The following is an 8,910-nucleotide window of genomic DNA, read 5'->3' on the forward strand; positions in this document are numbered from 1 at the left end:
AACCGCCTTGTTGAGCTCGAACGAGGGCATGTACTGCGGAGCGCTCTTGGAGATGAGCCAGCCGTTGTTGCCGATGGGGATGAAGACGCCGATTTCCATGTCACTCCTGACGGGCGGGGAGATTCGAGGAAGCGATCCGGCGACACTGCCTGGCTCGCTGTGCATTCGAATGTATTCATGCCTTGTTGCCGAATCTGGGCTGCTCGGTAACAGACTTGTTGCTTATGTTAACGATCGGCGAGAAGGTGTCCGACGGACTGTTCGGCACCCTCGGATTCCTTGGTCAACCGCCTACTTCAGGCTGGCCAGCATGGACGATCGCAGCAGGAACTGACGCTGAGCGGCCTGATCCGCTTCCAGGGCTCGCCACTCTTCCCTCTTCTTCGCACGACGTTCCTCGTTGTCGTCCCGGAGCGCTGTCCAGTTCCCCTCGGTCTCTTCACCCACGAACTCGAGCGCCACCGCCCGGCGACTCTCCGCCCAACGGTCCAGCGCGTCGGAATCGGCGCCGGCGAGCAGGACGTCGGCGAGAAGCATGCCGTCGTGAATTCCGCTGTTCATTCCCATACCCCCGAGCGGGTTGTTGACGTGCGCGGAGTCGCCCACGAGGAAGATGTCCCCGACACGGAATCGCTCGGCGACCTTGCGGTGCACTTCGTACAGGGTCACCCGGTCGATGTCGGACAGGTCGGCGGTGGGCACGACCAGCTGCAGGGCGCGGCGGACGTAGTCGTCGCTGCGCACCTCCTCGTCGGAGCCGGCGGTGGGCGGAGCCGGGAAGAGGATCCGCCACCCCGACGGATTGCGAAGCAGGACATGCCACGCTTCCGGATCCGCGACATAGTTGACCGCGGCGAGGTCGTCCAGAATCTCGTGCAGGGGAAGCTGGGTGGAGAGCACCAGATACCGCTCGGGGTACGTGTGCCCGCTGAAATCGAGTCCCAGCCCGCTGCGCACAACGCTACGCATCCCGTCGGCCGCGACCACATGGCGCGCACGCAGGACATCGGCACGAGAACCTTCGTCGACGACCACCTCGACACAACCCGCGAGCTGAGTCACCTGACTGACACGGGCCTCACTCCGGTATTCGGCGAGCGGATGGGTCTCCAACCCCTCGACTGCCAGTTGCGTGAGATTGCTCTGTTCGAGCTGCAAGCGATACGGGTAGGCAGTGTCCTCGTGCAAGACCCCGAAGTCGAGATCGACGATCTTCCCGAGCTTGGCGTCACGGAACTGGTAGATCGGCGCCTTGAGGCCGCGCCGGATGAGTTCGTCAGTGACGCCGATCGATTCGAGCATCTCCAGCGTCGGCGGGTGGAAGGTGGTGGCTCGACCTTCGATGGTGTTGGTGCTCCGTGCCTCCAGCACAATCACGCGTAACCCACCACGGGCCAGCTTGAGTGCGGTGGTGGTTCCGACAGGTCCGCCACCGACGACGATGACATCGGCGTCGAGACCTGCCGGTGTTGTGTTCTGCAGCATTCTGTTGCACTCCTTCGAGATCTGTGGGTCAGTGGTGGCGCAGCAAGGTTCCGGCGTCACCCCAGGTGTCGTTGAACCCGGCCATCCGAAGCGTGTGCCAGATGGTCGCTGCATTGATGGCGATTACCGGCTTTCCCAGCCAGTGCTCAGCTTGATCCGCGACGCGAATCATCGAGAGGTTGGTACCTACCTGGACGATCGCGTCCACGTCCGGCCCATCGAGTTGCTTCAACACGTCCACGACCTGCCGGGGGCCGACCTCGGCGATCGCGGTGGCCGTGGGAATACGCAGCCCGGTCACCTGGAGCACGTCGAACCCCGCTTCCCCGAAGTACTGGTCGACCCATTGATCGGCGACCGGTTGGTAGGGAGAGAACACCGCGATCCGCTTGACTTCGAGCGCTTCCAACGCGGCGCGGCAGGCCGAAGCGCCGGTCGTGACGGGAATCCCTCCGACCTGTTCGGTGACATCCCGATGAAAATCGGCGTTCCCGGTGACGCCGTTGCAGAAGGTGGGCGCCGACATACCCATCATGATGTGGGTCGGCCCTACGGTCATGACGTCCCGCAGAGCGACGGAGATGGAGTCACCGATCTGTTTCTGGAGCCCCATGAACGTCTCGTGGTTGTTCATCTCCGGGTGCTCCACGTACGAGCGACCCACATGGAAGGTCACCCCGTGCGGCGCCAACATGGCGCAATCGTGTTCGACGACCGTGTTCGTCGAAGGAACCACCACTCCGATCTTCGCTCGGTAGCCGGTGACATCGAGACTCATTCGAAACCCTCAATTCCATTGCAGGAGAATTTGACAACTGTTCACTGTGATCCGATTCCGGATCGCCCCTTCAGAATTCGACGCGCGCGAGATGATCGTTGATCTCGTTCGCGGCCTCCTTGACCGCAGTCATCACTTGTTCACGCCTGGATGCGTCCAGTCGATAGATGGGCCCGGCCATGCTCAGTGCTGCCACGACCTGGCGGCGCACTCGGATGGCCGCGGCGAATCCCCATATGCCCTCTTCGATCTGCCCGAAACTCTCGGCCCAGCCCTGCTCGTCGATCACACCGAGTTCGGCGTCGCTCGGCAGGGCGGGATTCGCCGTGAAGGAATACATCGACGCGTAGTACTCGGAGCGCTCCTTGGGCTTCATGGCCGCCAGCAGCACACGTGCGGCGGAACCCTGATGCAACGGCATGAGGCGCCCCCGTTCGAACGCCAACCGCACCGACGAACGCGTTTCCTCCATGTCCACGGCAACCACGGCATGGCCCATTCGACGGATGAGAAGCGAGGTCTCACCGTGTTCACGCGTCAGACGTTCCAGAACCGGCCTCGTCACCTCGGCGATTCCGGCCGATCCCGCCCGTGCAGCCCGAGCGAGTCCGATAGCCCGCAGCGAGACCCGATAGCCGCCGAACTCGGACTCCTCCAACAGGCCGACTTCCCGCAGTTGACTGACGTATCTGTACGCCGAACTGACCGGGATCCCTATCCGCGCAGCGATCTCCTGGACTGTCTGGGTGTGACACTCCTCGGTGAAACCGAGCAGCACGCCCAGCCTCCGGCGATGACTCTCGGAACCGCTCCCGGACGCCGGCGAGACCGTCTTCGTCTGCTTCCGCGTGCCGCCGGCCTTCGTCGTCACCATGCGTACTCCTCCACGTCGCTTACGAACTGTGTGTCAAGGCTCTTCCTGTCGCGGCAGTTTCGCACCGGCCTCCCGGTACGGTTCTCCTCCGCGGGCCGACTGCGGCCATCACGATCACTCCGGATCGAGAACCAGATCCCAAGCCCCGTCGTGCCATTCGAGCAATCTCGCTCCGCGCACGGAGAACTCGTGCCCGCCGTGAACGTATTCGGCAGGGTTGTACAGATACCAGCCCCGAGTCAGCTCGTGCCGTTCGTCTGCCGTGATCGCGCCGTCGAGGCAGAGGATCTCCTCGCCGCAGGGGTGATGACCACGGCCGGCCCCGACGAATCCCGGCGGCACCGTCAGCTCCCGAATGTCACCGCCGCGTGTCGAGTCCACCCACATGACTCTGCGTGTGATGCCGGTCTTCTTCCCGGCGACCACGGACTCGACCATCGGCATGTCCTCCGGTGTTGCCACCAGGACGGTCTCTCCGTGGTCGGCGAGACCGGGACAGCTGCCTCGGTCGGGCCGCCGAATCACTACGACGGTTGCGCCCTCCCGGCTACCGACGGTGATCGCCTCCACGCTGTCGCCGGCACCGGGGCGCAACGCCACCATTGTTCCGCGACCACATTCCGTTCCTCGGACGTCGAGCTTGCCGTCGAGGACGTAGCCGATCGTCGGGAGGCCCTCCGCGGCCACCCGGAGTGTCGTGACGAAGCCCGGTGCCAGTCGAACCATTGCCGACAGCATCTCTCCATCCGGCGACCGTCGGAGCACCGACCACGATGCACCCCCGCCCGGGAACGGTTCCCATCCCGCGCGGTGCACGTCGTAGCAGATCCTCGTGTCGGCCGGTCCACGGCTCGTCTCCTGACTCGTCACAGGGCCACCGCCCCGGGGACGAGCACCGGAGCGGGCTCCGCACCGTGCAGACCGGAGCTGAAACTCGCGTCGATCAGTCGCCGCGCATAGTCCGTGCGCGGATTGCCCAGTACCTCCAGCGTCGGTCCGTACTCGACCAGGTCGCCGTGTCGCAGAACCGCTGTCGTGTCGGTGATCGCCTCGGCGACCCGGAGGTCGTGAGTAATGAACAGCCACGCGATCTCTCGCGCACTGTGAAGGTCACACAGCAGGCGGAGGACTTCGCGTTGACTCGTCGCGTCGAGTGCCGACGTCGGTTCGTCGAGGATGAGCAGGTCCGGCTGCAGGATCAATGCCCTTGCAATGCAAGCCCGTTGCGCCTGTCCCCCACTCAACTGCCCCGGGTACCGAGAGGCGAAATCCCGGGGAAGTCCCACCGCCGCGAGCCCGTCCGATACCAGCTCGGCCGTCTCTGCCTTCGACAGATCACGTCGGTGGATCCGCAGCGGTTCCGCCAGGGACGAGCCGATCTTCATCCGCGGGTCGAGCGAGTCGAACGGCTGCTGGAAGACGAAGCCCACGCGTCGAGCCAGTTCCCGGGACCGTTCCGCCTTCGTCAGCGATCGGGTACCGAGGACGTCCACCTCTCCCTCGTCGGCCTGGATCTGGGCCAGAACGAGCTTGCCGATGGTCGACTTTCCCGAGCCGCTCTCCCCGATGAGCGCCAACCGCTCCCCCGCACGGATCGTGAGATCGACATGATTGAGTGCACGCACCTCACGGCTGCCCTTGCGGTAGCGCTTGCTCACGTTCCGCAGGGAGACGGCGCAGCTTCGCGTCTCGTACACGTCACCGGCAGCCCCGGTCGAGAGTTCCCGCTTCTCCAGCGTCATCGATCAAGCCCCTTCTCTTCACTCTCGTCGCGTCCGTGTCTCGGGTCCGGGACGTCGAGCAGCGCCGCCCCTCGGCCCATACCCGAGGCGAGCAGCTCGCGGGTGTAGGGGTGCTGGGGATCGAAGACGACGTCGTCGACCTTGCCGCTCTCGATGGCGCGACCTTGTCGCATCACGATGATGCGGTCCGCATAGCGTGCCGCTACTCCGAGGTCGTGAGTGATCAGCAACGCCGTCGACCGGCTCTCCGTCACGGTGCCCCGCAGCCGCTTCAGCACATCGGCCTGCACGATCGGATCCAGCGCGGTTGTCGGTTCGTCGGCGAGCAGGACACTCGGCCGCTTGCAGATGGCCAGCGCGAACACCACCCGCTGCGCGAGGCCTCCGCTCAGTTCGTGCGGATACGCCTGCCACACTGCGTCGAAGTCCTGCACACCTGCGTCGAACAGTGCCTCGATCGCCCGTTCTCGAATCTCTGTCCTGCTCATCCGTTCGGACCGCAAGGTGAGCTCGAACTGGCGCCGGATCGACACCACCGGGTTCAGAGCCCCCGAAGTGCTCTGCGGGACGAATCCGATCACACGCCCGCGCACCTGGCGCAGCGCACGGTCGGGCAAAGCGAGCACGTCGTCGTACTTGCGACCGTCCGGCGCGACGACGTTGATCGTTCCGCGGATATCGGCGGTGGTCGGCAGCAGTCGGATCACGGACCGGACGAGTGTGGACTTGCCGGAGCCGGATTCGCCGACCACCGCGACGATCTCACCGCGGTGCAGGTCGACCGAGACGTCGTCCACGGCCCTGCTGCCGGCATCTTGTCCCGGATAGGTGACGTTCAGATGTGAGATGGACAGCAGTTGTTCTGCTGTGGTGTCGGCTGGGCTCCGCAGGGCACCGAGCACTCCTGCTTCAGGCATGACCGAGTCCCTTCATGTTCGAGAGTTGCCGCGCCAGCGCGTTCAGCGCCATCACGAGCAGGCAGATCGTCACGGTCGGGAATGCCAGCAACCACCAGACCCCACTGGCAATCTCCTCGGAGCCCTGTCGGATGAGTTCGCCCCAGCTCGGGTCGGGCGGTGCGATACCGATGCCGAGGAAACCCAAGGCTGCGAGCGCGATGATCGCGTTTCCGATCGACAGTGAGAACTGGCTCGCGATGATGCCCGAAACGCCGGGAAGGATGTGGCGGACTGCGATTCGTGGCCGTGACGCACCGTAGCCGCGGGCCGCGATGACAAAGGGCTCATTGACCACCGAGAGCGCCTGTGCGTACGTAACCTTGGCGAACAGCGGGATGTTGACCAACGCGAGCGCCGCCACCACCCCGGCGACGTTCGTGCCTCGGCCTCCGATACCGACCACGATGATCATCAGAACGGCGACCGGCAGCGACTGCATCATGTCGAGCAGGCGCAGTAGCCATTCGGTTCTCCCGGAGGAGTTCGACGTCCGGCCCGGCAGGACCGACGCGGCCAGAGCTCCGAGGACGACTCCGACCAGCCCGCCGGCCAGAACTCCCATCAACGCGATAGGCAGGATTTCGGCGGTGGCGGCCAACGTCACCGAGAACACGTCGAGACCGGTGCGATCCGTTCCGAACCAGTGGGTGATGCTGGGGCCGGACAACATGGCTTCGAGGTGCGGCTCCCTCGGATCGAACGGGAGCGGACCGAAACTTGCCAGCAGCAGCCCGGCCACTACGCCGATGCCGGCCAGGGCTCGCATGGAGGGACGCTTCATTTTTCCACCCGCACTCTCGGATCGAGCCAGTACATGGACATGTCCGCGACGATGTACGCGAGCAGGGACAGGCCGGCCCCTGCGATGATGTAGCCCTCCAGCACCGGGATGTCTGCTTCGAGTGCGCCCTCGGCGCCCCACTGTCCGAGGCCCTGCCAGTTGAAGACGACCTCGACGACCGCGCTGCCACCGATCAGCCCGCCGACCACGATTCCGCTCGCCGCAACGGCAGGAAGGAGGGAAGCGCGAACGGTGAGCCAGATGATGGTGGGCTCGCCCAGACCACGGGCCCGGGCGAAGGCGGTGTGCGGAGCCCCGAAGACCTCCGCGCTGGCGGCATAGACCACCCTGGCGAACACCACACTTCCCGAGATGCCGAGCGCTGCGATCGGCAAGATCATCTGCTGCGCGGCAGCACCGGCAGTGCTCCAGTCCCCTGCGAGCAGGCTGTCCAGGAACGCCGCGCCGGTGACGGCCGGCGGGGGCGACGAACTCAGCGGAAGCTGCCCCAGTGGGAGGGGCAGCCAGCCGAGAAAGTAGAAGAATACGAGGCTGCCCACGATACCCAGGACGAAGTCCGGGATTGCCTGCACCAGGGCAACACCCGTGCTGATCGACGACCGGCCGATCGGAGACTTCCAGTACGCCATCGCCACGCCGAGCACGGTGCCGAGAACTATCGCGACGATCCACGCTCCGACGACGAGCTCGAGCGTTGACGCCACCCGCGCTCCGAGAGCAGTCATCACCGGCTCCCCGGTGAAGTACGACTCTCCGAGGGAACCGTGCGCCAGCGCGCTCAGGAAGTCGAGATAACGGACCCAAAGGCTTTGGTCGAGGCCGAGTTCCGCGTTGACTCGGGCGATCTCCTCCGGGGTTGCGAAGTCACCGAGAAGGACCCCGGCCGGATTGCTCGGAATCAGATTGACCAGACCGAACGCCAAGGTGCAGAGCGCGAAGAGCGTCAGCGGCACCAACGCCAGGCGCCCGAGGAAGTAGCGCACGCCCCAGGGGAGCCGCCGCCATGCGCGGAGCCCGCCCTGACCGCGCCGCCCGGACGCCGTCGGCGTCTTCGACACATCCGGATCGACGGGCGCGGGCAGGACAACTCGATCAACTGTTTGAGACATCCACCATCACCCTCCCTCTCACCCGGTTGGGTGAACGATTGATCCAGTCGGCGAACACTGCCGGCACCTCTTCGAGCGTGATTCTCTGCGCGATGGTCGATTTCAGATCGACGGAACCCTGCGAGAGCAGCCGCAGGGACTTCTCCTTGTTCGGGGCTGCACGCACCCCGACGACAGTCAGCTCTCGCTCGATCAATGCCCACCCATCCGCCGGGAGGGACCCGCCACCCAGGAGCACGACCCGGCCGCCGTATCCGCACACCTCGAAGGCCTGGGCGATACCCCAGTCACGGCAGGTGGATTCGTAGACCACGGACGGCCCGTCCGGCAGCACCCGGCGCACCAGATCACGGACCGGGAAGTCGTGCTCTGGGACATCGATGACTTCGTGGCACCCGAGCTCGCGCGCCATGCGCTGGTTGTCCGCGCCGACACCGACACCGACGACACGGCATCCGCGCGCCACTGCCACCGCCACACCGGCCAGCCCCATTGCTCCCAGGCCCATCACGACGCAGTCGTCGCCTTCCCCGGCGTTGACGAGATCGAATCCGTTGACCGCAGTCATGACGCCGGAGAGCATTGCCGCGTCGTCGAGTCCCACCTCGGGTGGGATGCGCGTGAGTTGGGCAGCATCCACCGCCACGTATTCCTGTGCCACTTCCTGCCGCGGGACTTCGCCGGCGATGAAACTGTGGCACAGATTCGTTCGTCCGGCCTCGCACATTCGGCATGCTCCGCACGTCGGCAAACCCGTTGCGGTGACGCGATCACCGACGTCCCATCCCTCGACCGCGGCGCCCACCTGATCGATCACACCGGCGAAATCCACGCCGAACCCGATCGGGTACGAATCCCGCACATACCTGGGCTCCCGAGCGGCCGCGATCTCGATGTCCGTGCCGTACGGGGAGAATCGCAGGACGCGAACCAGGACCTGATCTTCGGTGAAGGACGGCAGAGGGCTGTCGATGACCTCGACGACGCCGGGCTCGGATATTACCGCTCTACGCATTCTCGGCCTCTTTCGGTAGACGCGTCACGTAGACGACGGCTCCGCCGTCTCGGGCGACGAGCGACTCGGCGTCCGCAGACCGGCCGGTTGCGAACACGAAGCTGCCCTCGTCCAATGGAGCCTCGCCGTACATCACTGCGCCGGTG

General features: G+C 65.3%; 9 protein-coding genes. All 9 read right to left on the bottom strand.

All coding sequences use genetic code 11. The annotated features are described in order from the left end of the window. Nucleotides 1-291 precede the first annotated feature (291 nt). Entirely contained in the window at nt 292-1,485 is a 1,194-nt protein-coding gene (locus I0Q12_RS25505; RefSeq protein ID WP_197255928.1) for an NAD(P)/FAD-dependent oxidoreductase, read from the bottom strand. Nucleotides 1,486-1,513: 28 nt separating this feature from the next. Then, entirely contained in the window at nt 1,514-2,263 is a 750-nt protein-coding gene (locus I0Q12_RS25510) for an arylmalonate decarboxylase (RefSeq protein WP_197255930.1), read from the bottom strand. A 70-nt stretch (nt 2,264-2,333) separates the two neighbouring features. Then, nucleotides 2,334-3,137: an IclR family transcriptional regulator gene (locus tag I0Q12_RS25515; RefSeq protein ID WP_197255932.1), complete on the bottom strand. Its 804-nt coding sequence runs from the start codon at nt 3,135-3,137 to the stop codon at nt 2,334-2,336. Between the two features lie 114 nt (nt 3,138-3,251). After that, on the bottom strand, nt 3,252-3,863 hold the full coding sequence (locus tag I0Q12_RS25520; protein ID WP_197255934.1) for a cupin domain-containing protein: 612 nt from the start codon (nt 3,861-3,863) through the stop codon (nt 3,252-3,254). Nucleotides 3,864-4,003: 140 nt separating this feature from the next. Further along, a complete protein-coding gene (locus tag I0Q12_RS25525) occupies nt 4,004-4,879 on the bottom strand; it encodes an ABC transporter ATP-binding protein (protein WP_197255936.1) in 876 nt (291 codons plus the stop codon). Further along, nucleotides 4,876-5,796 carry an ABC transporter ATP-binding protein gene (locus I0Q12_RS25530; RefSeq protein ID WP_197255938.1) on the bottom strand — a complete coding sequence of 307 codons (921 nt, stop codon included), beginning with the start codon at nt 5,794-5,796 and terminating at the stop codon, nt 4,876-4,878. Before I0Q12_RS25530 ends, I0Q12_RS25525 begins: the two co-directional genes overlap by 4 nt. Beyond that, nucleotides 5,789-6,451, bottom strand: a complete 663-nt coding sequence (locus I0Q12_RS25535; protein WP_197255940.1) for an ABC transporter permease — start codon at nt 6,449-6,451, stop codon at nt 5,789-5,791. Before I0Q12_RS25535 ends, I0Q12_RS25530 begins: the two co-directional genes overlap by 8 nt. Nucleotides 6,452-6,615: 164 nt before the next feature. Beyond that, complete coding sequence (locus I0Q12_RS25540; protein ID WP_197255942.1) at nt 6,616-7,749, bottom strand: ABC transporter permease; 1,134 nt, start codon at nt 7,747-7,749, stop codon at nt 6,616-6,618. After that, nucleotides 7,733-8,764 carry a zinc-binding dehydrogenase gene (locus I0Q12_RS25545; protein ID WP_197255944.1) on the bottom strand — a complete coding sequence of 344 codons (1,032 nt, stop codon included), beginning with the start codon at nt 8,762-8,764 and terminating at the stop codon, nt 7,733-7,735. The genes I0Q12_RS25540 and I0Q12_RS25545 overlap by 17 nt, the downstream gene beginning before the upstream one ends. Nucleotides 8,765-8,910: the final 146 nt, after the last annotated feature.

It is taken from the genome of Rhodococcus sp. CX, from assembly GCF_015865005.1.
Taxonomy (GTDB): domain Bacteria; phylum Actinomycetota; class Actinomycetes; order Mycobacteriales; family Mycobacteriaceae; genus Rhodococcus.